Below are 22,916 nucleotides of genomic sequence, written 5' to 3'. Positions count from 1 at the left end.
GACATGAGCCTGAGCGTCCCCCCGAACCCCGACCGAACCCGGGAAGCCAGCCTGATCGGCGCACCGGCCGCCGACATCCGCGATGGTGAATTGCTGGCTGCGATCGACCTCGGCTCCAACAGCTTCCACCTGCTTGTCGCGCGTTACGAACACGGCGGTCTGCGCATCATCGACCGCATGCGCGAGAGCATCCGCTTGGCGATGGGTCTGCATGCCAATGGCAGCCTCGATGCCGAATACCGGGAACGCGCGCTCGCCTGTCTGGCGCGCTTTGGACAACGCTTGCGCGCGCTGCCGCACGAGCGCGTGCATGCGGTGGCCACCAACGCGGTGCGCCAGCTTGCCGTTCCGCAAGCCTTCCTGCTGCCAGCCGAAACCGCGCTCGGCCATCCGATCGAAATCGTCAGTGGTCGCGAAGAAGCGCGCCTGATCTATCTGGGCGTCGCCCATGGCCTGCCCGAAACCCGCCAGCGACGTCTGGTCGTCGACATCGGCGGCGGCAGCACCGAGTTCATCATCGGCAAGGGTTTCGATGCCCTGCGCACCGAGAGCGTGCAGGTCGGCTGCATCGCCAGCACGCTGCGCTTCTTTGCCGATGACAGGTACACCGCGCGACGTTGGCAGCAGGCCCAGGCCGAGATCGGCGTGGAACTGCAGCAGTTCGCCGAAGACTACCGCGATGTCGGCTGGGGTGAGGCGATCGGTTCATCCGGCACCGCCAAGGCGATTGGCAGCGTGGTTCAGGCCAACGGCTGGTGCGAACAAGGCATCAGTGCGGAAGCATTGGCGCGCCTGCGTGGGGCAATCCTCGAAGCCGGCCACGTCGATCGGCTGCGGCTGGCAGGCTTGTCCGAGGAGCGCGTTCCGATCCTCGCAGGCGGTACCGCGATCCTCGAAGCGGTCTTTTCCACCTTCGCCCTCGAACAGATGTCGGTCTGCGAAACGGCGATGCGCGAAGGCTTGCTCTACGACCTCGTCGGACGCGCGCTCGATGGCGACCCGCGCGCTGGCAGCATCGCCACGCTGGCCTCGCGCTATGGCGTCGACCGCGCCCAGGCCAAGCGCGTGCAGCACGCCGCCCTGGCCCTGTTCGATCAGGTCGCCGCGGAATGGGGCTTGGGCAACCTCGAGCGCGACGTGCTCGGCTGGGCTGCCGACATCCACGAAGTCGGACTGGCCATCGCACACAGCCTGCACCATCAACACGGCGCCTACATCATCGCCCACTCCGATCTGGCCGGCTTCACGCGCCAAGGTCAACAGGCGCTGGCGGCAATCGTGCGTTCGCATCGCCGCAAGCCCGATCGCGCCAGTATCGAAGCGCTGCCACTGCGTTTGCGTTCGGGCGTGCGCAAGATCACCGCACTCCTGCGCCTGGCTGCCCTGCTCGAACGCGCGCGTACACCCGAACCATTGCCGGATTTGCGGCTGCGGATCGACGATCGGAACTTGCAACTGGACCTGCCCGAACGCTGGCTGCAACAGCATCCGCTGACGCGCGCCGATCTGGATCAGGAGCGCGATCACATCAAGCAACTGGACCTCAAGCTCCAGGTGCGCAGCCTGGCCGATCCCGCTGCGGACCCCGGCGCCACGACGACACGCAATCGCTGAGGCGCGCTGGCCGGGCGAGCTTCAAGCGCGCCGGCGAAGTCCCGTCAGCGGGCGCAGGAAGGCAACTGCAGCACCTGACCCGGCTTCAGTCGGTAGTGCGGTGCGCGCAGCGCATTGCGATCGGCAATGTCGCGAATGCTGCAATGGCCGCTCTTGCGGGCAATCGCCGCAACGGTGTCGCCCTTCTTGACCACGTAGGCGCGACTCCCCGTGGCGCCGCCCTTGCGCGACGCAAGCTGCCGCTGCATCCCCGCCGGCGGCGTCGGCAAGGTGGCCGCATGCAACTCGCTCGCCAGCCGCTGCCAGCGTCCACCGGCGCAGTCGCGCGCATAGACCTTTTCCAGTTGCTGCGGCACCACGAGCTTGGCACCGATCGGTTCGGGTTGCTGCGGATCGAGTTGCGGGTTGAGGTTGCGCAGTACGCGGAACCAGCCATCGGGCGCACCGCCGTCCTGACCCAGGCAGATCGTCAGTTCGGCCAGCGAAGCAGGCTGCTCCAGAGTGACGCTGCCGGGTTTCATGTTCACCTTCGGCCATTGGAGGTTGTAGCGTTCCGGATGCAGGAACAGCCAGGCCGCAGCGAGCACCATCGGCACGTAGTCGCGCGTCTCCTGCGACACCCCGTAGTAGACCTGCGGATCCCAGAAGCTCAGCGCAGCCTCGCCACGGCCGGCGCGACGCTGCATTGCGCCTTCGCCACCGTTGTAGGCGCCGATCACCAGCTCGAGGTTGTTGTTGAAGATCGCCAGTTGCTCGTTGACGTATGCCGCATTGGCGCGCGCCGAAAGCTGCGGATCGAAGCGCGTGTCGAATCCGTCGACCATGCCCAGACCGAAACGCAGGCCGGTGGCGTACATGAACTGCAATGGCCCCGATGCGCCCGAGCGCGAGACTGCGTGAACCTTGCCACCCGACTCCTTGGCCATCATGCCGAACAACAGCGCCTCGGGCAGCCCCGCCTTCTGGTACTCGGGATACATCTCGAAGCGCAGGTACTGGTAATTGACATAGGCATTCATGAGATTGGGGCGGTACTGCGTGAGCCATTCCTCAAGCGCGACCTGCACCGGGCCGTTCATCGCAATGAGGTCGCTCAGTTCACGCCCCTTGAGCAGACTCATGCTGCGGCCGAGTTCGGGAATGCCCCGCGTGGCAGGCTCATGCTCCTCACCTTGCGCAACCGTCTGCGGTGCATCCGATGCGGTATCCGCATCGGCCATCGGCCCGGCAGCGTCTCGCCGCAACAAGGCATCGAAAGCGGCGATGAAGCGCTGCACGTCGCAGCCGGCGACGCGCACGCATTGGATCGAGGCATCGCGCAATTCATCCAGTGCCGCGCGCGTTTCCGCCTGACCGGCCTGCATGTCCCCGCCGCGCTGCGACTGGATGCCATTGGCATAGCGCTGGGTGGCAGTGTCAAGTCGCGTGTAGAGCTGGGCCACACCATCGCCTGCCTGAGTCGCCGCAGGTGGCTGCGGCTTGCCAGGGGTAGTCGCACACGCGGCCAGTGTCAGCACCACCGTGCCCACCATCAACCATCGGAAATCACCCATCCAGACGCTCCGCCATGCTGCAGGATCCAACCGTGAAAGTTAGCGATGCGCGCCCGGGCGGACAAGTGCGCAGCGGCCGATTCTCCGCAATCGCCGCTACAATCGATGTTCCTCCGCAAATATCACGCCACCGGGAATCCATCGTGAATGACATCCTGATCGGAAAAGGCGACACCGACGTCTTCCTGCACGCGCAGTACGCCAACCGCCACGGCATGGTGGCCGGTGCCACCGGCACTGGCAAATCCGTCTCGCTGATGCTGCTTGCCGAAGGGTTCTCGCGCCTGGGCGTGCCGGTGTTCCTCGCGGACGTCAAGGGCGATTTTGCCGGTCTCTCGCAGCCAGCCGCGCCGGCGGGCGAAAAGCTCAAGGCACGCATCGACAAACTCGGCATGCAATGGGCACCGACCAACAACCCGGTGGTGTTCTGGGACATCTTCGGCAAGGCTGGCCATCCGGTGCGCACCACGATTTCGGAAATGGGGCCTACCCTGCTCACGCGCCTGCTCGAACTCAACGACACCCAGGCCGGCGTGCTCGAAATCGTGTTCAAGGCCGCCGATGACAACGGCTTGCTGCTGCTCGACCTCAAGGACCTGCGCGCGCTGCTGACCTGGGCAAGCGAGCACGCCAAGGACATCTCGCAGCACTATGGCCTGATTGCACCCGCCTCGATCGCGGCCATCCAGCGCGACCTGCTGTCGCTGGAACAGGCGGGTGGCGATGCCTTCTTCGGCGAACCTGCGCTCGATCTGGCCGATTTCATGCGTCAGGATCTGTCAGGACGGGGTGTCATCAACATCCTCGCCGCCGACCAGCTCATCCTCAAGCCCAAGCTCTACACGACCTTCCTGCTGTGGATGCTCTCGGAATTGTTCGAGACGCTGCCCGAAGTGGGTGATCTGGACAAACCCAAGCTGGTGTTCTTCTTCGACGAAGCACATCTGCTGTTCGACGATGCGCCACCCGCCTTGCGCCAACGCATCGAACAGGTGGTGCGCCTGATTCGCTCCAAGGGCGTGGGCGTGTATTTCTGCTCACAGAATCCCGATGACGTGCCCGACGTGATCCTCGGCCAGATGGGCAATCGCATCCAGCACGCGCTGCGCGCATTCACGCCGCGCGACCAGAAGGCGGTCAAGGCCGCGGCCGAAACCTTTGCCCCCAATCCCAAGCTCGACGTGACGCAGGCGATCAGTCAGCTCGGCGTCGGCGAAGCATTGGTGTCGACCCTGCAGGCCGGCGGCGTGCCGATGCCGGTCGAGCGCACCTTGGTCGCGCCACCGGGCTGTCGCCTTGGCGCGATCACCGACGAAGAACGTGCGGCAGTGCGCATGCGCTCGCCGGTCGGCGGCAAATACGACACCGCCATCGACCGCGAATCAGCGGCCGAAATTCTCGCGCAACGAGCCAGCGATACGGCAGCGCAAGCACCCGCACCCACCGGCAAGGCGGCAGCTGCCGACAAGGACAAGGACGGTGGCTGGACCGGCATGGCGCGCGACATGGTGCTCGGCACCGGTCGCCGCCAGGGCATGCTCGAAGCACTGGCCAAGTCCTTCGTGCGCAACGCGGGCGGCCAGCTCAGCCGCACGATCCTGCGCGGCGTGTTCGGCTCGATCAAGCGCTGAGTCGGGCACACCGGTCCAATGCCTGCCGGCTGCAACTGGAGTCGGCATTCCCTGCACATCCCTTGGCACTCACCCTGCAGCGGTCGCCATGAACAATCCCGACATCGTTCCTTTCTGGAATCGGCTCGACCAGATTTCGCTCTACCCCGCCAAGGGCGGCGCGCTGGCGACCGTGTTCGTGCTGTCGCTGTGCCAGATCTTCACCCTGCTGCCGATGGGCTGGATCATTCGCCTGCTGCTGTGGGTGGCCATTTACAAGTACGCCTTCGAATGCCTGCGCGCGAGCGCCAACGGGCGCCTGGAGCCGCCGGATGTGTCCTACACCGTCGATGACAGCCTGGGCTGGGCGCAGATCTGGCTGCAAGTGGCCTTCGTGGTCTTCAACGTGCTGGGTTTCCTGCTGCTCGGGCCGGTGCTGGGCACCGTGATCGCGATCGTGCTGGCGGTCGCGCTGCCGGCCGCCGTGATGGCGCTGGCGATGGACGAGAACCTCGGCCATGCGCTCAACCCGGCCACCTGGATCGCGGTCATGTCGCGCTTCGGCGCGCCCTACTTCGCCGTTGCGGCGCTGTATTTCGTGTTCAACATCAGCCAGGCCCAGGCGCAGGCACTGGTGTTGCCATTCCTGCCCCCGGTCGTGTCGAACGTGGTGCTCGCGTTCATCACCTTCTACGTGATCGTGGCGACCTTCCACCTCATGGGCTATCTCATCTACCAGTATCACGACGAGGTCGGCTACGTGCCCGAGCCCGTGCAGGCGCCGTTGCGTCGACCGGCGCAGGCCGATCCCGATCAGGCGACGCTCGATGAGGCGGCCGAACTCGTGCGCGATGGCGAAGTGGACGCGGCGCGCACGCACATCGCCGAGCAGTTGCGTTCGCGCGGCGGTACCGAGGCCCTGCACACGCAGTACCGCAAGCTGCTTGCACTCGGCGGCCATCGCGACGAGCAACTGCGCCATGGTCGCGAGTGGATCAGCATCCTGCTTGGCCAGGACAAGGATCGCCGCGCGGTCGACGTGGCGCGCGAATGCCTCGAACTCGATCCCGCATTCCAGCCCAGCTCACCCGATGAAGTCTCGCGCATCGCGCACAAGGCAGTCGAATCGGGCAATTCCCAGGTCGCGCTGCGCCTGCTTTCGGGTTTCCACAAGCGCCATCCCAAGCACGCCGACATTCCGAAGAATTACCTGCTCGCCGCCAAGCTGCTCACCGAGCGGATGGGCAAGGACCAGGAGGCGCGCGGCCTGCTCGACCAGCTCATCGATCATTACCCCAATCACCCTTTGGCAGGGGAAATCGCCGCGTACCGGAAGTTTCTCGACACGCTCGCGCCGAAGCCGAAATTGCCCGCGCCTGGATCCTGATTCAGGTCAGGTCGTCCAGCAGCAGGCGTGCCTTTTCGGCATCGCTGCCCTGCGGCCACGCGCGCAGGCCCGTTTCCAGCAGTGCCCTGGCTTCGATCGACTGGCTGCGCGCATGCAGATCCCGCGCCATGCGCAGACATGCGGCCGGCAGGCCGGGCGTCGTCGGCGCCTGCGCAATCCATTGCATGAGTTGTTGCGCAGCCTGCGCGCCCAGACCCAGCAACATCCAGCGCTGCAGCATTGCCAGCAACACGGAGGCGTCCAGCCGTGTCAATGACAATCCCGCCTTGAGCGCATCGTCGAGGACCGCCTTCTGTTCGCGCGCCTGTGCTGCCGTGCGCGCCGGCACGGCCATCACGGCATCCGTTGCGGCGGCCAGTCGCGGCATGCGTGGCTCGAGCCGCGCGCAGCGATACAGCGCCGCGCATACCTGCGCATCGCCCGGATCCGCCTCGAACAGCGGATCGAGCAAGGCGCGCGCTGCCGGCACCTGCAAATGTCCCAACAAGTCACGCGCCTTGTTCAGTGCAGCGCCGCGATCGGCTCGCGCCTCGATCACCGCATCCTCGTCGAGGAATGCGCGGTCCTCCCAATGCAGCCAACGAACGACCAGGGCGAGCAACGCACCGCAGACGATGCCGCCCGCATGCGCATCGAAGCCCACATGCGCCTGCGTGTTCCAGAACAGGTTGAACAGCTCCCAACCGAGCCAGAACGGCAGCAATACCAGCGCGGGTGCCTTGATGTAGTTGAAGACGACGAAGAACCACCAGAAAAAGCGCACCTTGCGCATGCCCCACAACACGCAGTACGCGCCCATCAATGCGGCAATCGCGCCCGATGCGCCCAGCGCGCTGCCGGTTTCGCCCCAGCGCCAGGCCACGCTGAGCAAGGCACTGCCCATGCCGCCGAGCAGATACAGCGCGAGGAACAGGCCATGGCCGAGTGCGCCCTCGACCAGCAGGCCCAGCAAGGCAAGGAACAACATGTTGCCGAGCAGATGCCCGACGCTGCCATGCAGGAACATCGCGCCGAACATGCGCGCCGGCGAAAATTGCGAGTAATGGATCATCCAGCGCTGGGTGAAGGCACGATTCCACAGCCGATCGAATTCGGCGCGCCGCTCGTGCCATGGGGCCCCATCATGCACTGTGTCCGCTGCGGGCGCGGGCTGCAGCCCCTGACTGCGCAACTGGAAGAGGAATCCAGCATCCGATTGCAGGATGCGCACCGCGACTGCCGGATCGATGCGGGCATAGTGGTCGAAGGCAGCCCCGCGGCGTGAATCCTCGGGGTGCGCATCGAGCCACTGGTGATAGGACGGAAACTCCCATCGCGCCAGATCCTGGGCAAGGTAATAGTCGAGCGCCCGCTGTTCGGCACGCCCATCCTGCGATTGCAGAAAGGCGAACACGAACACGTTGGCGAGAATCAGTGCCAGCGTCACCCAAGGCAGGTTCGCCCAAGTCGGCGCGCGATGCAGCGGAATGATCAACATGCGTGGAATCCGGATGTTCGCCGGGATTGTATGTGCTGACGGCGGGCGCGTTGACGCACTCGCCGCGCGGCACTAGCGTTGCGCGATTCCCGCAGCCTTCTCCCCCCATGAGCCGCTGGCGTCCTCCCGCACCCGCCTCGACCGCCATCATCACCGCCGACGGTCACGCCCGTCTCAAGGCTGAACTCGACGAGCTCTGGCGCGTGCGCCGCCCCGAGGTCGTGCGCGCCCTGGCCGCCGCTGCCGCCGAAGGCGATCGTTCGGAGAACGCCGAATACACCTACCGCAAGAAGCAGCTCGGCGAGATCGATCGCCGCGTGCGCTACCTGGGCAAACGCTTGCCGGAACTGCGCGTGGCCGAAGGCGAGCCACGCGATCGCGCGGCGGTGTACTTCGGCGCCTGGCTCAGCGTCGAGGACGAAGATGGAGAGGAAGCTACCTTCCGAATCGTCGGCCCTGACGAGACGGATGCCGAACACGGCTGGATCAGCATCGACTCGCCTCTTGCACGTGCCGCCCTCGGCAAACGGATCGGCGATGAATTCGAAGCGCAGCTGCCCGGCGGCACGGCCAGCTTTGCCATTCTGGGCGTGCGCTACGAAGCCCTTGCCTGAGTCCCGCCAAGCGCGAGTTGCCATGGAGCAGACGTAAACCCGGGCGCCCCGAGGCTCGGCAGGCGTTTGCCAAAGGCAATGGTCGCGTTGTGACACGAATGTGCACTCCGATGGCAGGCAAACTTCCGTCAAGGGCGCCGAATCTGTCCAGCAACCGCGGTACCATGAGCGGAAGATCGTGGCATGTGTCATGCATCTGCGTTGGACAGGGTCCTGCCCGAATTCGCTCCGCCCCCGGAGCGGGCCGCGGCCGGACGGATTCGCGCAATTGGAACTGCATCCCGCAGCTTGCCGCCCGCGGTCAATGCGTCGGGACTGATGAATGAACGCAAGACTTTTGCCCCCATGAACCAAGCCTCCAACATCGACCTCCGTTACGCCGGACTCGGACGTGCAGACGAGCGCCGCGTGAAGCTGGCGGCCACCGCCTTGGCCGCCCATCAATTGGCCGTGCGTACCGATTCCTGGGACGGCGGGCACTGTGACCTCCTCGTACTCGACAGCCGCGACGAAATCGGCGCCAAGGCGCTGGAGCGCGCACGAACCGACCGCATCCCCGCCCTTGACCTGCATCGCCCCGAACGCAGCGCGATGCAAGCGGTGGCCAGCGTGGTCTGGCTTACCCGCTCCCTGCATCAAATGCTGCGCGAACGCGAGGGCGGCACACGCATGGCAACGGCAGTCGCCAACGACAAATCGCCGATGGGTTTGGTCGAGTTCGTGACCCGCGGCGATCTGGTCGGCAAGCCGGTGATGGCCAGCCACGGCAGCATCACGATCTGGCTGATCCCGCAGAGCGGACACGTACTCAGCCACGCCGTGGGCGACGCCCTCAACGCGCGTACGCGCATGGGCTCACCGGGCTGGCGCTTCCGATTGCTCGAGCCAGCCGAGTTGTCGCCGCCGCCGGCCGAAATCCCGACCAGCCTGGACGCGTTCTTCATGGAAGCGGCCTGGCGCGTGCGTGACCGTCTGCCCGCTTTCCCCGAAGGGGGTTATCACCTGCGCGACTGGCCGGATCTCGGCGCTGCGGCGGAGTTTTCCGAGGCACTGCCGATCGTGCGCGCCTTGCTGCGCGAGCGGGCAAACATCGCCGACATCGTTCGCTCCAGCCGCCGTTCCGAACAGGATGTCAGTGCCTGCCTGTGGGCGCTAGCGGCTGCAGACATCCTGCTTGGCAGGAAGGCCGACGCCAGCGTCGATGTCGCGCCGAAAAGCGAACCCGCTGCAGGCAGCATCTGGTCACGGCTGGTTGCGCGCCTTGGCATCAAGCGCAATTCCTGAGCGCACCCCGCAAGCGGCAACGGCCGTCTGGCCCCACGTGACGAAGCCCGAGCCAATGCCGGGTCATCCCCATGAAAAAGGGCGCCGCAGGGGCGCCCTCCTTCTCGGATTGCCGCAATCTCTCAGCGCGTGATCGGCAGATAGACGCGGAAAGTCTGGGCGTCGACGGCCACATCGGGTGCCGAGATGTTCTCGTCCCAAGGCCGGCCAAGGCCGCTCTCGCTGTACCGGTAGCCGTGCGTTTCCGCATAGGCCTTCTGGTTGAGGCGCATGAGTGGCAACTGCGCCGCGCTGCCGGTGTATTCGGTGTACAGGGACTGGCCCTGATAGCCGATCATCGCACGCACATCGCCATCCACGACCAAGAGGCCCTTGTTGTCGCGTTCACCGGTCACCAGCGGCTTGGGCTCGCCGGCGGTGTCGCTGTCCTCTTCGGGCTTGGGCGCTGCGGCATCGATCGTGAACGTATTGCCATCGATGGTGAAACTCGATTGGTCGACCGGAACCGCCACGGCGAAGGTGTAATCGCTCTCACCCCACTCGGTGGTGATCGTCATCTGCGGGCCCGCTGCGGTCAGGCCGGCCTTCTTCAGCGCGGCATCGATCTTTTCCCTCGCCGCGAGGGTCGCTTCCTCGACCGCGTCGAGCGAGCGCTCGGCCTTGGTCGACACCAGGAACAGCGGCTTGGCCGAGATCTCGGCAATGCGAATGTCCTGATTGGTGTAGTCGGTATTGGGGAAACCCGCCATCATCGCCGACAGGCTTGCCAGCGTGGTCTGCACGATCGCCGAGGGCTCGCCATTGATGTACAGGCCGCCATAGCGCCACAGCAGGTTCCAACCGTAGTCGACGTCATAGGCTTCGGTCACCTTGACGGTGCGGCCGTTGGCGGCCGGCGTCAGCGTGATCGTGTAGGTCTTGTTTTCGCCGATCCAGTCGTTGTCGAGCGTCATGGTGACGTCGCTGTCGGAGGTCGACTTGGTCACGGTCAGGTTGCCGTTTCCGACCTTGGGAGATTGACTGGTCCAGGAAATCTTCGCGCCTACGCCCGACTCCGGACCCGACAGCGTGGACTGCATCGCCGGATCGAACGCGCGCAAGCCCGAATACTGCGGGAAGCGGCGGAAGGTGTTGACGGTATCGTAGACCTGCCGCACAGGGCTGGGAATCTGCACGCTGCGTTCGACGTGACCATGCGACGGCAGGGCCAGACCAACCAGCACGGCCAGCACGAACACGATGAACAGTGCGACCAGCATCTCGAAAATACGAATCATCCGACGATCTCCAGGACTTACATGAGCGGCGTTGCCACGCACGGGCACAGGGATTGCCCCGGCCCGCGACGCCATTCCCCGCGCGCAAGCAACCCCGCCGAGGCGGAGCGGAACGCCGATGGTACTGGACTTCCGGGCAGGCGCGCTACGCTCCCGGGCGCAGGCGAGGCCAATTCCGGATCAAGACTTGTGAAGCCCGCCCGGGAAAATGCACGGCTGTGGTCGCGCAACACCGCTCGTTTCAGACGATGCCCAGCTCAAACGCCTTGAGTACCGCGCGCGTGCGGTCGCGCACACCGAGCTTGGAGAGGATGTTGGAAACGTGGTTCTTCACCGTACCCTCGGCCACGCCCAGCGAATTGGCGATCTCCTTGTTGCTGTAGCCGCCGGCCATGAGACGCAGGATCTCGGTTTCCCGGTCGGTCAAGGGATCAGGCCGATCGAGGCTGGTGAACTCGTTGTGCATGCGTTCCAACCCCGACAGCAGGCGCTGGGTCACCACCGGCGACACCAGGGAACCGCCAGCGGCGACCGTCTTGACCGCATCGACGAGCTGGTCGAGCGAGACATCCTTGAGCAAATAGCCGCGCGCACCGGCCTTGAGCCCAGCCAGCACGAGCTGGTCATCGTCGAACGTCGTCAAGATGATCGTCGGCGGCAACTGCTGGCGCGTGGCCAGCGCGTTGAGCACGTCGAGCCCGGACAGACCCGGCATGCGCATGTCGAGCAGCACCACGTCGGGCTGCACCTGCGGAATCGTCGCCACCGCCTGGGCGCCATCGCTGGCCTCGGCGACCACGCGGATCGAATCGGACAGTTCCAGCAGCGAGCGGATGCCCTGACGAACCAGTGTCTGGTCATCGACGAGGCAGACTTTGATCATGTGCTTCCCTCCAGGGGCAGGAGTGCATCGAGGGCGAAACCGCGCCCTGCGGTGGTCTGGATCTCGACGCGCCCGCCGAACTGGGCCAGGCGCTCGCGCATGCCTGACAAACCGTTGCCCTGCACCAGTTCACTGGCGCCGCGACCGTCGTCGCGTGCATGAATGATCATCTGTCGCCGCGGGTCGAGTTCGAAACCCAGCCACAGATTGCGCGCCTGGGCATGGCGCACGGTATTGGTGATGATTTCCTGTGCGCAGCGCAACAGCACTTGGGCGCGGCGCGGGTCTTCGATGCCGAACTGTGCCGGCAGATCGAGATGGATCTGCAAGCCCGGCACGCCCTCGACGAGGTCGCGCAAGGCCTGGGTCAGATCGATGCTGTCGTCTTCGCGCAACTGGCTGACGACTTCGCGCACATCGCCGAGCAGCAGCTTGGCGACCGACTGCGCCTGCAGCACGTGGGTTTGTGCCTGCCCCTGCACGAGGTGGCTGGCCACTTCGAGATTGAGGCTGAGCGCGGTCAGGTGATGACCCATGAGGTCATGCAATTCCCGCGATATGCGCATGCGCTCGCCAAGCCGGCTCGATTCAGCGAGCAGGGCGCGGGTTGCGCGCAGCTCGGCATTGAGCCGGCGCTGCTCCTCGCGTGCCTCGACCTGCTGCTTGGTCACCAGTGCGGTGACGAAGGCGAGCACGATGAAGCCCGAATACAGGCTCGATTGCAGGAAGGCATCGCTGAGGCTGAAGGCCGGCTCGCGGATACTCGCGAACACCGGCACCAGCGAGAAATTCTGCAGCACCATCCAGGCGATGCCCACGCGCAGCGGCAACAACCACGGCAACACCACCGCGACCACCGCCAGCAGCAGCGCCGAAATGCCGCTTTGACTGAACCAGCCGATCGCCACCGCCATCAGGTTGAGCACCACCAGCAAGGCGATTTGCACGCCACTGCGCAGTGGCGTGCGCTCGCGCGCACCGAGATCGCGCGTGAGATACCAATAGACGATGCCGAACACGATGTAGCAGCCCAGCCACAGGTGCGCATAGCTCGTGGGCAATTGCTTGGCCGCCAGATCATCGACCACCACGCGATAGCGCAGGAACGGCGTGCCCACGCTTGCGTACTGGAACAGTCCGGCGAAGCGCAGCAACTGGATGTGACTGAATTGCGGCAGCATCATGGCGCCATCATAGGGCGAGGCCGGCTCCGGCAACCCTGTCCGAAGTCACTGCGATGCTGCGGCCGCAACATAACGCTTCGCTAACACCAAGGCCTCCAACATGCCCTGTTCTTGCCGTGCGCGCATGCGATAATTGGCGATGCGGCCCACCGCACTCTTCGGCGACGGGCCGCATTCCACGGGAGCAAGTTCATGGCAGTACGCTTTCGCGACGTCGCGTCGCAAGATCTGGATTCGGTGCTCGCGCTCAACAATGCGGCCGGTCCGACGATCCTGCCCCTGAGCGCCGCCGCCTTGCGTGACCTGTATGAACAGGCTTGCTACTTCCGCGTCGCCGAAGTCGATGGCCATGTTGCCGGCTTTCTCGTTGCCCTCAATCAGGACGCCGACTACACCAGCCCCAACTTCCGCTGGTTCGCCGAGCGCTATCCACGCTTCGTCTACATCGACCGCATCGTCGTCGCGCGTGGTCAGCGCGGTCTGGGCCTTGGCCGCGTGTTCTACGCCGACGTCACCAGCTATGCCGAAACCCGCTCGCCAGTGCTGACCTGCGAGGTCTTCCTCGAGCCGCGCGACGACGTCTCCCTGCTGTTCCACGGAACCTCGGGTTTCGCCGAGGTCGGTCAGCAGGTGATGCCCGCCAATGAGCGCCGCGTGGCCCTGCTGGCCAAGACACTGTGCAGCTATCCGTTCGTGGCCGACACCTATCTGCAGGCCAACGGCGGCCACCTGCCCGACCTGCCGTGGCTGCGCGAGCGCAAACGCGCCACGCATGCCGTGCCGACCGACGCGCGCCTTGCGGGGGGCGCATGAGCGCGCGTGATGCGGCCACGGCGCCGCTTTCGCTCGAACCCGTTGCGGAAATCAAATTTGGCCAGGTCGGCATCGCCAACCTCAAACTCAAGAAGCTCGATGCGCAGGCGCTCGAGGCCGAACTGCGCGACAAGGTCGCCGGCGCGCAGAAACTGTTTCTGCGCGCACCGGTCGTCCTCGATCTGAGCCACCTGCCCAGCCTGCCCGATCTCGCCACTGTGCGTGACCTGCTCGAACGCATCCATCGCGCCGGCATGCTTGCGGTGGGCCTGTCCTACGGCACCAGCGAGAACGAACGCCTCGCGGTGGAGCTGGGCCTGCCGGTGATCGCCAAGTTCCGCGCGGCCTACGAGCGCAGCGGAGCGCAGGCCCCCGAGCCTGCACCGGTCGCCGCCGCGCCCGAACCCACACCGGCGCCTGCAGCCAAGGCCGTCGAACAGACGGCCGTGGTCGGCGCGGATGCCGCGAGCCAGTTGCAGGACAAACCGGTGCGCTCCGGCCAACAGGTCTATGCGCGCGGCCGCGATCTCACCGTCACCGCCCTCGTCGGCAACGGTGCCGAGGTGATCGCCGATGGTTCGATCCACGTCTACGGTGCCTTGCGCGGCCGAGCCCTCGCCGGCGCCCAGGGCGATACCCGTGCGCGGATTTTCTGTCAGGAATTCCACGCCGAACTGGTGTCGATCGCGGGCCAGTATCGCGTATTCGAAGACATCCCCGCCGACATCCGCGGCAAGCCGGTGCAAGCCTGGCTGGACGGCGACAAGCTGCTGCTGAAGAAACTGTGATGAACGATCCGAAACCTTCCATCGACGAGGCCAGCGACGGCCCGGCACCCGCATCGAACCCCGCAACCGAGGACACTCCATTGGCTGAAGTCATCGTAGTCACGTCAGGAAAAGGCGGCGTCGGCAAGACCACCACCAGCGCCTCGCTCGCGATGGGTCTGGCCAAGCGCGGCAAGAAAGTCGCGGTGATCGATTTCGACGTCGGCCTGCGCAACCTCGACCTCATCATGGGCTGCGAGCGACGCGTGGTGTACGACTTCGTCAACGTGATCCAGGGCGAGTGCACGCTCAAGCAGGCCTTGATCAAGGACAAGCGCATCGACACCCTGTTCGTGCTCGCCGCCTCGCAGACGCGCGACAAGGACGCGCTCACCAAGGAAGGCGTCGAGCGCGTGCTCAAGGAACTGGGCGACGACGGCTTCGACATCGTCATCTGCGACTCGCCCGCAGGCATCGAGAAGGGCGCGGCGCTGGCGATGTACTTCGCCGACCGCGCAGTGGTGGTGGTCAACCCCGAAGTCTCCAGCGTGCGCGATTCAGACCGCATTCTCGGCTTGCTCTCGAGCAAGACGCGTCGCGCCGAACAAGGCGGCGCCGGCGTCGAGCAGCACCTGCTGCTCACCCGCTACAACCCCGAGCGCGTCGCCAACGGCGACATGATGGGCGTCAACGACGTCAAGGAGATCCTCGGTCTCGAAGTGATTGGCGTGGTGCCCGAATCCGAAGGCGTGCTCACCGCCTCCAACTCCGGCGTGCCGGTGATCCTCGACGAAGCCTCGGCCGCGGGCCAGGCCTATGCCGACGCGGTTGCACGGCTGTGCGGCGAAACCCTGCCGATGCGCTTCACCCAGGCGCAGAAGAAGGGCTTCCTCTCTCGCATGTTCGGAGGCTGAATCATGGGCTTGTTCGACCTGTTCCGCGCGCGCCCGAAAAACACCGCAGCACTCGCCACCGAGCGCTTGCGCATCATCGTGCTGCAGGAACGCGCGGCCAGCGGCCGTCCCGACTACCTGCCGATGTTGCGCCGTGAACTGCTCGAGGTGATCCGCAAGTACGTCAATGTCGACCCCGATGCAATCGACATCCACGTCACGCGCGAAGGCGAAGGCGAAGTACTCGAGCTCTCGGTGGCCCTGCCCGAAAAACCCTCGGCGCCTCCGGCGGCAGTCGCCAGCGACGAAGCGTGAGCGGCGTCGACGCCGCCACGTCGGTGCAGCTGCTCGGCGAAATCGGCTTCGATGCGCCACGTATTCTGCTTGAACGCTACGGCCTCGAACTGCTCGAAGTCGCCGACGGCGAAATGATCCCGGGCAGTTACTGGGGCGAGTGCGAAGCCGGCGTGATCGGATCGCGCGTCTACGCGCGCGCCGATACGCCGGTGCATTCGCTGCTGCACGAGGCCTGCCATCTGATCGTGATTCCGCCCGCGCGGCGCGACCTCGTCCACACCGACGCGTCCGATTCTCAGATCGAGGAGGATTCGACCTGCTGCCTGCAGATCGTGCTCGCCGATGCCCTGCCCGGCGTCGGTCGCGCGCGGCAAATGGCCGACATGGATGCCTGGGGCTACTCGTTCCGGCTCGGCTCGGCGCGCGCCTGGTTCGAGCGAGATGCCGAAGACGCCCGCGCCTGGCTGGCCGAACGCGGCCTGCCAAACGCCTGAGCCAAGGCAACGCCGATCCGGCAGCGCAACGGTAGAATGCCGCAGCGACGCGCGTCCGGCGTCTCGCGCCCCAACCCTTTGGAGTCAGCCATGCAACGCTGGATCAAGCTTCCCGACGGCCGCGTCATCGACGCCAATCGCATCGCCTACATCGGCAAGACCGAAACCTTCACGCGCATCGACGAAGACGGCAACGACCTCGGCCTCGGCTACGCCGTCAACCTCGGCACCGATTTCCCGCGCGAATCACAGCTCACCCTGACCGGCAGCAAGGACGAAGTGCTCGGCATCCTGCGCAACATTCTCGGTCGCGCCGAAGGCACGCCAGCAAGCTGAGGAAGGACATGGACCGGCAAGGGCAAGCCGTGCAAATTGACTCGGCACGCGACTTGTCGCTCAGCCTCCAATCATGCCGCTGCCAAACAACACCAGATTGGTGAGGCCATGGGCGATGACATTGCTCAACAGGGAACGGGTGCGCAGCCACAACAGGCCCAGCAGGATCCCGTCGATCATGTAGATCAGAACGAGGGGCCAATAGCGCGGCGCATGAATCAGCATGAACACCAGCGCGCTCAAGGACAGCGCGAACCAAGTCGGCATCACACGCGACAACTGCTCGAGCAACCAGGCTCGAAACACGTATTCCTCGAAGATCGGCGCGATCAAGACGCCGCCCACCAACACCGTGATCGCAGCCATGGTGCCCATCGGCGGGCGCTGCGGAGGAAGATCCACGCCGCTCAGATACCAGAGCGCGGCGGCTGCGACGGAGAACCCGATCAAACCCAGGCCACCACCAACGCCCCAATGCAAGGCGGCCCTGCCAACCATGCGCGGCGTCCAATCCGCGATCAGGCCTGAGCCACTGCTGCCGCTGCGGCGACGCCAGACCAGCAGCAGCACCAGCAGCGCCAAGGCAGCCTGTCCAAGCCAAACCGACGTCGCACCATTCATCGAGACATGCACGCCACGGTCCAGACAAGCTTGGCCCAGACCGGCAGCACGTACTGCGCCGTTCACCTGCCCAAGCAAGACGCGCTGCTCGGTCGGCACCACCCTGGCCGCGACCTTGATGCGCAAGGCATGGCTGCCACATGCCGCGTACTCCACGCCCGCAGGCACAGCCCCCACGTCGATCGACTCGATCGCAATACCAGCCAGCGCCTCGGCCAGCCTGTCTTCAACCTTGCGCGCCTGCGCCGTGATATCGACGCTTGCCGGCAAGACATATGCCGAGTCCATCGAAACGACTTGGGGGCCGAAAACCAACAGGGCCATCGTGATGGAATTGCTGAGCAGCAGCCAGCCCAGCGTCACGAGGAGGGCGCGCATGATGAGGCGGATCTTGAATTTGCGTTCGCCCATGATCACCACCATGATTCATCGAGCCGATCATCATGACATGTAAAATGTCACGCAACGACGGACTGAGCGACATCGTGGAGTGTCGCCCAGTCCATTTGACGGCTATCGCTCAATACCCCATCCAGAACAGGTCAAGACGCCCAGCCTCATCCCAAATGCTGAAAGGTCCGAAAGGGAAGGAATATTGCGTCAGCGGCGGTTGCGACGGAAACGGCGGGGGCGAATTCATGCATCGGTATTCAAGATGTGCGCCACACTCGTCCATTGAAAACTCTGCCAACCCACCACCGGACCCTGAGCATGCATAAACGGCCGTCGCGTGCTGGAGGGCTGAAAGGGCAGCACAGACACCAAGGCCCGTCAGAATTCTCACTCCCCATCCGTCCGGCACGCTGGCATCAGCGATGCCGACGGTTGAAAAATCGAGTCTCCCCGAGTCATCACCCAAGATCACGATCGGTGGGCCGCCGCCATTGCCAGGTGGGTTGCCGGCGCCCGCTCCAGGCCCTCCAAAGCCGACCGTGAAAGAGCCGGCAGGCACATGGCTGGATCCGGCAACCGCCACCGAGACGGCGTATTGCCCAGTTGCAGTCGCCATGAACGGAACCAACTCCGTTGATCCATTGACGCTTTGAATCAGAATGTCGCCAGTGGCTTGATCGCCTTGGGTGTAGACGTTGGTGGCTGAAATCGTTCCATGCCAACCCTGCGCGCTCACTGGTTGCATTGCCACTGCGAGCCCAAGCCCCAACATGCCTGTGAAAATCGATCTCTTCATTTGCATTCTCCGTATCCATAGGGAATGCCTGCGCAGGCAAATGAATGATGCCCCCCCCCACCACTACAAAGTCAATCTCCATTTCTTGGAACTGTGAAACGGTGCACAGCGCAGAAAAACTGCGGCGCAACTTCGCGAAGCTCCGGAACTGAGCAAGATTCTCGCCGCGCACGAGCCAGTGTGTGCATCGCGGGCCTGCAATTGCAGTCTGAAATGCGACGCAGGCATCACCAGCGCCGCACGATCGCGAGGTAGATGCGCCAACTGACCAGGCCAAGCGCGGTCACGATCGTTGCCGCGAGCGCGAGTCGCATCGGCGATGCCGACAACACCGGCGCAAGGGCACCCGCGATCAGCGCGCTGATCAGCAGGCTCACGAAAGCCTGTACCGACGAGGCCGCACCGCGATGGTGGGGAAAGCGGTCGAGCAGCAGCAAGGTGAGCGTCGGGAAACTCAGGCCGATGCCGATTGCATGCAGGCCGATTGGCAGCACCGACCACGGCAACTGCGGTTGCGGCAGGGCCCAGCTGACGCCGAGATTGATCGCGCAGGCCAGCAGCATGATCGCGTAACCGATGCGGATCGTCGCGGCGGCCGTCAGGCGCCCCGCCACGCGTCCGGACAGGAACGAGCCGAGCATCATGCCGCTGATCGCCGGCACGAACAGCCAGCCGAACTGCTGCGCATCGAGCTTGAGCATGTCGATGACGAACACCGGCGCCGAGGAGATGTAGATCCACAGCGCGTTGAAGTTGAACGAGCCGGACAGCATCAGCGGAAAGAAGGCACGATCAGTGACGATCGAACGGTTGGTGGCCGCCAGTTCGCGCAGGGACAGGCCCACGCGCCGCTCGCGCGGATGCGTTTCGGGCAGCCATGCCGCGCAGGCCAGTGTGAGCACAACGGCAAATCCTGCCAGCAGATGGAAGATCATCGGCCAGTGCGCGAAGGCGATCACCCAGCCGCCGACGATCGGCGCGAGCGCAGGTGCGACCGCGAAGATCATCGAAACCGTGGCCATGAGCTTCTGTGCCTCGGCACCGTCGAAGCAGTCGCGGATGATGGCGCGGCCGACGATGAGTCCGGCTCCCGCCGACATGCCTTGCAGGGCGCGGAACACCAGCAGGGTATCGAGATCATGCGCGTGCGCGCAGCCGATCGAGGCCAGCGCGTAAACGAACAGTCCGGCGAGAATCACGCGGCGACGGCCGAGCGCATCCGACAGCGGCCCGTATACCAGCGCCATTACCGCATAGGCGACCAGGTAGGTGCTGATCGTCTGCTGCACGGCGATCGGGCTCGCGCGCAGATCAGCTTCCAATGCCGGAAACGCGGGAAAAATCGTGTCGATCGAGAAGGGCCCGAACATCGACAGGCCGCCGAGCAGGGGCGCGAGGATGCGCCGTCGGGGTCGCGGCGTGGGAATCGCCGGCACCACCTGCGTCATTGCGGCCGCACCGCAGACGTGCAGGACACCGCATGCCAACAGCTGCGCGCGGCGAGGCGTGGCGACCGGCCGGCCGCCGCCATTGCCGGACGATTCATCGGCCGCTCACCGCTCGTCGAGAATCTGCGCGCGGCGCTTTTCATACTTGGCGCGCGTGATCGCCTTGCGCTCGTAGAGACTGTCGAGCTCGCGCAAGCGCTCTTCGACACTGCGCCTGGACTGCGACGACAATCCCGTTGCGGTACCCGGCGTGCTCGCCACGGGCGCCTCGGAGGATGCCTTGGGCGCGCTCGAACGCACCGGCGTTGGCCGCACGACACTTGTTTTCGTTGCGGGCGCCTTCACCGGCGCAGGCTTTTCCGACGCCGGCTCGACCACGTTCTTCTGGAATGCATCGGACCAGAGCTTGGCGAAACCAGGCTCGTTCGAGGCCTGATCGAGCGCACTGCCGATGGTGTCGGCAAGGGTCTGGTTGACGTTCACGGCGCTGCGGCCGAGGCCGTAGTGGTCAACCGCGGCCGTGATCACACCGTGCGCAATGCCTTGCCCGTTGCGGTTGAGCAGGGTCCATTCCATGCGGATTTCGCCAGCATAGGTCGCACCGACGGCGCGATTGCGATGCTCGATGCTCAAGTTCAGGCAACGCAGTTGCAGGCTGCCGTCCCTGGACGAGGTCACGTCCACTCCCCACGCCGTCAATACCTTGCGCGCAACCTCCTCGATGAAGGGCGCAAGCGCATTGGTGGCGATGATCGGATACAGGCGTTCGTCATCGGAACTCGCGAAACCGATCGTGCCACCGGCAACCTGACAGGCGCCCGCATCGGCGCGCACGCCGAGGCTGCGCGCGGGCACGGTATCGAATTCGAACTCGCTTTCCACATGCGCTGGCGCCTTGAGCGCAATCCGCAGCGGATCGCGCTTGTCGGCGGCGTGGCCTGGCGTGGCCATAACCAGGGATGCAAGCGCGAATGTCGCCCAGACTCTCATGCGCACCTCCGGCGACGAAACGGTCAGTGAATGTAGCACGCGGCCTGATTGGCATGGCGCCGCGGCGCTGGCATGATGGCACGACGGAGATGGCATCCTCCGCGAACCGCCGCAAGGCTGATGATGCCTGACCACGATTTCCGGCGGCGGAATCGGTCAGGTGGCGTGCCCAATCACCTCCCGCTTCTGCAGCCTCGACCCGACGAGGACTGCGATGCAAGCAATGGCGTTTCTGGCGGTGGGATTCGGAGCCTTTGCAGGCGCGGTGCTGCGCTGGCTGCTCGGCCTCACGCTCGATCCACTGTTTCCGCAATTGCCGCTGGGCACGCTCACCGCCAACCTGGTCGGCGGCCTCATCATGGGTCTGGCCTTGGGGTTGTTCGCGCATTTCGAGGCCCTGCCCGTGGCCTGGCGCCTGGCCCTGACCACCGGCTTTCTCGGCGGGCTGACGACGTTTTCGACGTTCTCCGGCGAAACCGTCACCTTGTTCCTGCGCCAGCAATACGGCTGGGCTGCAGCGGCCGTCGGCGCACACGTGCTCGGCTCGCTGCTGCTTACCTTTGCCGGCATCCAGATTGCCCGCACCTTGCTGCGCACTTGATCGGGAGACATCCATGCACGGCTGGTCATTGCGTTTCTACGTTCATGAGAGCCAGCGCCACGCCGGCCGCCCGCTCTACCAATGGCTGCTCGAAACTGCCCGCGCCCATGACGTGCCGGGCGGTTCGGCCTTCAGGGCCGTGGCCGGCTTTGGCCGACATCACGTGCTGAACGAGCAACACTTCTTCGAACTCGCCGGTCAATCGACGATGATGGTCGAGTTCATCGTCGACACGCGGCAGGCCGATCAATTGCTGGCTCTGGTCGAGGGCGAGCACCTGCCCTTGTTCCACGTCCGCAGCGCGATCGAATTCGGCACCAGCCCGACTACGGGCTGAGTGCGTACTTGCAAAGTGCACGATCGACTGCATTTCCAATGCATGGCCGCGTCCGCCGCCAACGTCCGCATCGACAAACTGCTCGCGCAGGCGGGTGTGCAGGTTGATGGTCCTGCCGCCAGCGACTTGCAAGTCCACGACGCGCGTCTGTTCCAGCGACTGATCACGCATGGCTCGCTCGGCCTGGGTGAAACCTACATGGACGGTTGGTGGGATGTCGGGGACCTCGACGGTTTCCTGTTTCGGCTCCTCGACGCGCACCTCGACGAGCGCGTGCACGGCATCGATGATCTGTGGTTGTGGTTGAAGTCCGGCCTGTTCAATCTGCAGCAGGGCCGGCGCGCCTTCACCATCGGCGAGCGCCACTATGATCTGGGCAATGATCTGTTCGAGGCCATGCTCGGCAGGCGACTGGTGTATTCATGCGGCTACTGGAAGGACGCCAGCGATCTCGACGCCGCGCAGGAAGCCAAGCTTGATCTGGTCTGCCGCAAGCTGCAGCTCGAACCGGGCATGCGCGTGCTCGACATTGGCTGCGGTTGGGGCGAGGCGCTCAAGTTCGCGGCCGAACGCTACGGCGTTGCCGGAGTCGGCGTCACCGTGTCGCACGAGCAAGCCGACTTTGCGCGGCGTCTGTGTGCGGGATTGCCGATCGAAATCCGGGTGCAGGACTACCGCGAACTGGACGAACGATTCGACCGGGTATTCTCGATCGGCATGTTCGAACATGTCGGCGTGAAAAACTACCGCACCTACTTTGAAGTCAAACGCCGCTGCCTCGTCGACGATGGCCTCGCCCTGTTGCATTGCATCGGCGCAAACGTGTCCAGCAACCACACCGATCCGTGGATTGCAAAATACATTTTTCCCAACTCGATGCTGCCTTCGGCCGAACAGATTGCCCAAGCGCGGGAACACCTGTTCGTGATCGAGGATTGGCACAATTTCGGCGCCGATTACGATCGCACGCTGATGGCCTGGCGCGACAATTTCGACGCCGCCTGGCCTGGCTTGCGTGCACGTTACGATGAACGCTTCCGCCGCATGTGGCGCTACTACCTGTCGGCCTCGGCAGCCGTGTTCCGCAGTCGCCGCGACCAGCTCTGGCAACTCGTGCTGAGCCCGCGCGGCATGCGCGGCGGCTATCGCGCGCCGCGCTGAACGGCCGGGAACCTGAGAGTCTTCTGGCGCGATGCATTTTGGCATCTCGCCAGCACGGAACACCC

At 64.9% G+C, this 22,916-nt stretch carries 23 protein-coding genes and 1 riboswitch; of the genes, 14 read left to right on the top strand and 9 right to left on the bottom strand.

Annotation, left to right across the window (positions count from 1 at the left end; all coding sequences use genetic code 11):
- Window positions 1-3: 3 nt before the first annotated feature.
- Complete coding sequence (locus KF759_RS03745) at window positions 4-1,614, top strand: Ppx/GppA phosphatase family protein (RefSeq protein WP_291223057.1); 1,611 nt, start codon at window positions 4-6, stop codon at window positions 1,612-1,614.
- Window positions 1,615-1,658: 44 nt separating this feature from the next.
- On the opposite strand, the gene KF759_RS03740 is transcribed toward KF759_RS03745, so the two are convergent.
- Window positions 1,659-3,167, bottom strand: a complete 1,509-nt coding sequence (locus KF759_RS03740) for a transglycosylase SLT domain-containing protein (RefSeq protein WP_291223056.1) — start codon at window positions 3,165-3,167, stop codon at window positions 1,659-1,661.
- Window positions 3,168-3,310: 143 nt separating this feature from the next.
- Between KF759_RS03740 and KF759_RS03735 the strand changes: the two genes are divergently transcribed.
- Together KF759_RS03735 and KF759_RS03730 are read left to right on the top strand one after the other, a co-directional pair.
- Window positions 3,311-4,798: a helicase HerA-like domain-containing protein gene (locus KF759_RS03735; RefSeq protein WP_291223055.1), complete on the top strand. Its 1,488-nt coding sequence runs from the start codon at window positions 3,311-3,313 to the stop codon at window positions 4,796-4,798.
- Between the two features lie 88 nt (window positions 4,799-4,886).
- Window positions 4,887-6,164 (top strand): hypothetical protein, encoded by a 1,278-nt coding sequence (locus tag KF759_RS03730; protein ID WP_291223054.1) that lies wholly within the window; start codon window positions 4,887-4,889, stop codon window positions 6,162-6,164.
- 1 nt (window position 6,165) lies between these two features.
- On the opposite strand, the gene KF759_RS03725 is transcribed toward KF759_RS03730, so the two are convergent.
- Window positions 6,166-7,662 carry a rhomboid family intramembrane serine protease gene (locus tag KF759_RS03725; RefSeq protein ID WP_291223053.1) on the bottom strand — a complete coding sequence of 499 codons (1,497 nt, stop codon included), beginning with the start codon at window positions 7,660-7,662 and terminating at the stop codon, window positions 6,166-6,168.
- A 107-nt stretch (window positions 7,663-7,769) separates the two neighbouring features.
- Here KF759_RS03725 and greB point away from each other — a divergent pair, with 107 nt between their 5' ends.
- Both greB and KF759_RS03715 read left to right on the top strand, forming a co-directional pair.
- Window positions 7,770-8,276, top strand: coding sequence for a transcription elongation factor GreB (gene greB / locus KF759_RS03720; RefSeq protein WP_291223118.1), 507 nt, complete (start codon window positions 7,770-7,772; stop codon window positions 8,274-8,276).
- A 345-nt stretch (window positions 8,277-8,621) separates the two neighbouring features.
- A complete protein-coding gene (locus KF759_RS03715) occupies window positions 8,622-9,560 on the top strand; it encodes a hypothetical protein (protein WP_291223052.1) in 939 nt (312 codons plus the stop codon).
- A 122-nt stretch (window positions 9,561-9,682) separates the two neighbouring features.
- Here the strand turns inward: KF759_RS03715 and KF759_RS03710 are convergent, their stop codons facing one another.
- The 3 genes from KF759_RS03710 to KF759_RS03700 all read right to left on the bottom strand — a co-directional run bounded on the left by KF759_RS03710 (window position 9,683) and on the right by KF759_RS03700 (window position 12,904).
- A complete protein-coding gene (locus KF759_RS03710; RefSeq protein ID WP_291223051.1) occupies window positions 9,683-10,837 on the bottom strand; it encodes a polyketide cyclase in 1,155 nt (384 codons plus the stop codon).
- 241 nt (window positions 10,838-11,078) lie between these two features.
- Window positions 11,079-11,720 carry a response regulator transcription factor gene (locus KF759_RS03705; protein WP_291223050.1) on the bottom strand — a complete coding sequence of 214 codons (642 nt, stop codon included), beginning with the start codon at window positions 11,718-11,720 and terminating at the stop codon, window positions 11,079-11,081.
- Window positions 11,717-12,904, bottom strand: a complete 1,188-nt coding sequence (locus KF759_RS03700) for a histidine kinase (protein WP_291223049.1) — start codon at window positions 12,902-12,904, stop codon at window positions 11,717-11,719. Before KF759_RS03700 ends, KF759_RS03705 begins: the two co-directional genes overlap by 4 nt.
- A 192-nt stretch (window positions 12,905-13,096) precedes the next feature.
- Between KF759_RS03700 and KF759_RS03695 the strand changes: the two genes are divergently transcribed.
- From KF759_RS03695 to KF759_RS03670, 6 genes are all read left to right on the top strand, one after another.
- A complete protein-coding gene (locus tag KF759_RS03695; protein ID WP_291223048.1) occupies window positions 13,097-13,717 on the top strand; it encodes a GNAT family N-acetyltransferase in 621 nt (206 codons plus the stop codon).
- On the top strand, window positions 13,714-14,505 hold the full coding sequence (minC, locus tag KF759_RS03690; protein WP_291223047.1) for a septum site-determining protein MinC: 792 nt from the start codon (window positions 13,714-13,716) through the stop codon (window positions 14,503-14,505). Before KF759_RS03695 ends, minC begins: the two co-directional genes overlap by 4 nt.
- A gap of 80 nt (window positions 14,506-14,585) precedes the next feature.
- A complete protein-coding gene (gene minD, locus KF759_RS03685) occupies window positions 14,586-15,398 on the top strand; it encodes a septum site-determining protein MinD (RefSeq protein ID WP_291223117.1) in 813 nt (270 codons plus the stop codon).
- A 3-nt stretch (window positions 15,399-15,401) separates the two neighbouring features.
- Entirely contained in the window at window positions 15,402-15,692 is a 291-nt protein-coding gene (minE, locus tag KF759_RS03680) for a cell division topological specificity factor MinE (protein WP_291223046.1), read from the top strand.
- Window positions 15,689-16,168: a hypothetical protein gene (locus KF759_RS03675; RefSeq protein WP_291223045.1), complete on the top strand. Its 480-nt coding sequence runs from the start codon at window positions 15,689-15,691 to the stop codon at window positions 16,166-16,168. Before minE ends, KF759_RS03675 begins: the two co-directional genes overlap by 4 nt.
- A 90-nt stretch (window positions 16,169-16,258) precedes the next feature.
- Window positions 16,259-16,504: a hypothetical protein gene (locus tag KF759_RS03670; RefSeq protein WP_291223044.1), complete on the top strand. Its 246-nt coding sequence runs from the start codon at window positions 16,259-16,261 to the stop codon at window positions 16,502-16,504.
- Between the two features lie 60 nt (window positions 16,505-16,564).
- Here the strand turns inward: KF759_RS03670 and KF759_RS03665 are convergent, their stop codons facing one another.
- From KF759_RS03665 to KF759_RS03650, 4 genes are all read right to left on the bottom strand, one after another.
- Window positions 16,565-17,536 (bottom strand): CPBP family intramembrane glutamic endopeptidase, encoded by a 972-nt coding sequence (locus KF759_RS03665; protein WP_291223043.1) that lies wholly within the window; start codon window positions 17,534-17,536, stop codon window positions 16,565-16,567.
- A 109-nt stretch (window positions 17,537-17,645) separates the two neighbouring features.
- Window positions 17,646-18,314, bottom strand: a complete 669-nt coding sequence (locus KF759_RS03660; protein WP_291223042.1) for a hypothetical protein — start codon at window positions 18,312-18,314, stop codon at window positions 17,646-17,648.
- 227 nt (window positions 18,315-18,541) lie between these two features.
- Window positions 18,542-19,762: a multidrug effflux MFS transporter gene (locus KF759_RS03655; protein WP_291223041.1), complete on the bottom strand. Its 1,221-nt coding sequence runs from the start codon at window positions 19,760-19,762 to the stop codon at window positions 18,542-18,544.
- Window positions 19,763-19,867: 105 nt separating this feature from the next.
- Entirely contained in the window at window positions 19,868-20,752 is an 885-nt protein-coding gene (locus KF759_RS03650; protein ID WP_291223040.1) for a hypothetical protein, read from the bottom strand.
- A 76-nt stretch (window positions 20,753-20,828) separates the two neighbouring features.
- A riboswitch (Fluoride riboswitch) is annotated at window positions 20,829-20,889 on the top strand.
- Window positions 20,890-20,966: 77 nt separating this feature from the next.
- On the opposite strand from KF759_RS03650, the gene crcB reads away from it, so the two are divergent.
- The 3 genes from crcB to cfa are packed head-to-tail and all read left to right on the top strand — an operon-like array spanning window position 20,967 to window position 22,851.
- Window positions 20,967-21,353, top strand: a complete 387-nt coding sequence (gene crcB, locus KF759_RS03645) for a fluoride efflux transporter CrcB (RefSeq protein WP_291223039.1) — start codon at window positions 20,967-20,969, stop codon at window positions 21,351-21,353.
- Window positions 21,354-21,366: 13 nt separating this feature from the next.
- Entirely contained in the window at window positions 21,367-21,690 is a 324-nt protein-coding gene (locus KF759_RS03640) for a DUF190 domain-containing protein (RefSeq protein WP_291223038.1), read from the top strand.
- A gap of 42 nt (window positions 21,691-21,732) precedes the next feature.
- Window positions 21,733-22,851: a cyclopropane fatty acyl phospholipid synthase gene (gene cfa / locus KF759_RS03635; RefSeq protein WP_291223037.1), complete on the top strand. Its 1,119-nt coding sequence runs from the start codon at window positions 21,733-21,735 to the stop codon at window positions 22,849-22,851.
- The last annotated feature ends 65 nt before the right edge of the window (window positions 22,852-22,916 follow it).

It is taken from the genome of Dokdonella sp. (genome assembly GCF_019634815.1).
GTDB lineage: Bacteria > Pseudomonadota > Gammaproteobacteria > Xanthomonadales > Rhodanobacteraceae > Dokdonella_A.
The sequence above is the reverse complement of the archived record's forward strand: the minus strand, read 5'-3'. Positions and strand labels throughout refer to the sequence as shown.

What these genes read in the sequence shown, in the direction of transcription:
- KF759_RS03745 (WP_291223057.1), top strand. Translation starts at nt 4, where the DNA reads ATGAGCCTGAGCGTCCCCCCGAACCCCGACCGAACCCGGGAAGCCAGC.
- KF759_RS03740 (WP_291223056.1), bottom strand. Translation starts at nt 3,167, where the DNA reads ATGGGTGATTTCCGATGGTTGATGGTGGGCACGGTGGTGCTGACACTG.
- KF759_RS03730 (WP_291223054.1), top strand. Translation starts at nt 4,887, where the DNA reads ATGAACAATCCCGACATCGTTCCTTTCTGGAATCGGCTCGACCAGATT.
- KF759_RS03725 (WP_291223053.1), bottom strand. Translation starts at nt 7,662, where the DNA reads ATGTTGATCATTCCGCTGCATCGCGCGCCGACTTGGGCGAACCTGCCT.
- greB (WP_291223118.1), top strand. Translation starts at nt 7,770, where the DNA reads ATGAGCCGCTGGCGTCCTCCCGCACCCGCCTCGACCGCCATCATCACC.
- KF759_RS03715 (WP_291223052.1), top strand. Translation starts at nt 8,622, where the DNA reads ATGAACCAAGCCTCCAACATCGACCTCCGTTACGCCGGACTCGGACGT.
- KF759_RS03710 (WP_291223051.1), bottom strand. Translation starts at nt 10,837, where the DNA reads ATGATTCGTATTTTCGAGATGCTGGTCGCACTGTTCATCGTGTTCGTG.
- KF759_RS03705 (WP_291223050.1), bottom strand. Translation starts at nt 11,720, where the DNA reads ATGATCAAAGTCTGCCTCGTCGATGACCAGACACTGGTTCGTCAGGGC.
- KF759_RS03700 (WP_291223049.1), bottom strand. Translation starts at nt 12,904, where the DNA reads ATGATGCTGCCGCAATTCAGTCACATCCAGTTGCTGCGCTTCGCCGGA.
- KF759_RS03695 (WP_291223048.1), top strand. Translation starts at nt 13,097, where the DNA reads ATGGCAGTACGCTTTCGCGACGTCGCGTCGCAAGATCTGGATTCGGTG.
- minC (WP_291223047.1), top strand. Translation starts at nt 13,714, where the DNA reads ATGAGCGCGCGTGATGCGGCCACGGCGCCGCTTTCGCTCGAACCCGTT.
- minE (WP_291223046.1), top strand. Translation starts at nt 15,402, where the DNA reads ATGGGCTTGTTCGACCTGTTCCGCGCGCGCCCGAAAAACACCGCAGCA.
- KF759_RS03670 (WP_291223044.1), top strand. Translation starts at nt 16,259, where the DNA reads ATGCAACGCTGGATCAAGCTTCCCGACGGCCGCGTCATCGACGCCAAT.
- KF759_RS03665 (WP_291223043.1), bottom strand. Translation starts at nt 17,536, where the DNA reads ATGGGCGAACGCAAATTCAAGATCCGCCTCATCATGCGCGCCCTCCTC.
- KF759_RS03660 (WP_291223042.1), bottom strand. Translation starts at nt 18,314, where the DNA reads ATGAAGAGATCGATTTTCACAGGCATGTTGGGGCTTGGGCTCGCAGTG.
- KF759_RS03655 (WP_291223041.1), bottom strand. Translation starts at nt 19,762, where the DNA reads ATGACGCAGGTGGTGCCGGCGATTCCCACGCCGCGACCCCGACGGCGC.
- KF759_RS03650 (WP_291223040.1), bottom strand. Translation starts at nt 20,752, where the DNA reads ATGAGAGTCTGGGCGACATTCGCGCTTGCATCCCTGGTTATGGCCACG.
- crcB (WP_291223039.1), top strand. Translation starts at nt 20,967, where the DNA reads ATGCAAGCAATGGCGTTTCTGGCGGTGGGATTCGGAGCCTTTGCAGGC.
- KF759_RS03640 (WP_291223038.1), top strand. Translation starts at nt 21,367, where the DNA reads ATGCACGGCTGGTCATTGCGTTTCTACGTTCATGAGAGCCAGCGCCAC.
- cfa (WP_291223037.1), top strand. Translation starts at nt 21,733, where the DNA reads ATGGCCGCGTCCGCCGCCAACGTCCGCATCGACAAACTGCTCGCGCAG.